This is a genomic window from Pantoea sp. PNT03 (assembly GCF_014852515.1).
Taxonomy (GTDB): Bacteria; Pseudomonadota; Gammaproteobacteria; order Enterobacterales; family Enterobacteriaceae; genus Pantoea; species Pantoea leporis.
This window is the reverse complement of sequence record NZ_JACVBT010000013.1, coordinates 1-1145: the sequence shown is the minus strand read 5'-3', so window position 1 is coordinate 1145 and position 1145 is coordinate 1. Positions and strand designations below refer to the sequence as shown.

Annotated in this window: 1 rRNA gene; it reads right to left on the bottom strand. The window is 53.4% G+C overall.

Annotated elements, in window-relative coordinates:
- Positions 1–1145 (bottom strand): 23S ribosomal RNA (locus IB226_RS23015); the annotation flags it as partial.

Sequence of the window (1145 nt, the reverse complement as noted above, 5' to 3'; positions counted from 1 at the left end):
GCCTACACGCTTAAACCGGGACAACCGTCGCCCGGATAACCTAGCCTTCTCCGTCCCCCCTTCGCAGTAACACCAAGTGCAGGAATATTAACCTGCTTCCCATCGACTACGCTTTTCAGCCTCGCCTTAGGGGTCGACTCACCCTGCTCCGATTAACGTTGAACAGGAACCCTTGGTCTTCCGGCGAGCGGGCTTTTCACCCGCTTTATCGTTACTTATGTCAGCATTCGCACTTCTGATACCTCCAGCATGCCTCACAGCACACCTTCAACGGCTTACAGAACGCTCCCCTACCCAACAACACATAGTGTCGCTGCCGCAGCTTCGGTGCATGGTTTAGCCCCGTTACATCTTCCGCGCAGGCCGACTCGACCAGTGAGCTATTACGCTTTCTTTAAATGATGGCTGCTTCTAAGCCAACATCCTGGCTGTCTGTGCCTTCCCACATCGTTTCCCACTTAACCATGACTTTGGGACCTTAGCTGGCGGTCTGGGTTGTTTCCCTCTTCACGACGGACGTTAGCACCCGCCGTGTGTCTCCCGTGATAACATTCTCCGGTATTCGCAGTTTGCATCGGGTTGGTAAGCCGGGATGGCCCCCTAGCCGAAACAGTGCTCTACCCCCGGAGATGAGTTCACGAGGCGCTACCTAAATAGCTTTCGGGGAGAACCAGCTATCTCCCGGTTTGATTGGCCTTTCACCCCCAGCCACAAGTCATCCGCTAATTTTTCAACATTAGTCGGTTCGGTCCTCCAGTTAGTGTTACCCAACCTTCAACCTGCCCATGGCTAGATCACCGGGTTTCGGGTCTATACCCTGCAACTTAACGCCCAGTTAAGACTCGGTTTCCCTGCGGCTCCCCTATACGGTTAACCTTGCTACAGAATATAAGTCGCTGACCCATTATACAAAAGGTACGCAGTCACCCCATTAAAGAGGCTCCCACTGCTTGTACGTACACGGTTTCAGGTTCTGTTTCACTCCCCTCGCCGGGGTTCTTTTCGCCTTTCCCTCACGGTACTGGTTCACTATCGGTCAGTCAGGAGTATTTAGCCTTGGAGGATGGTCCCCCCATATTCAGACAGGATACCACGTGTCCCGCCCTACTCTTCGAACTCACAATCTGTGCACTTTCGTGTACGGG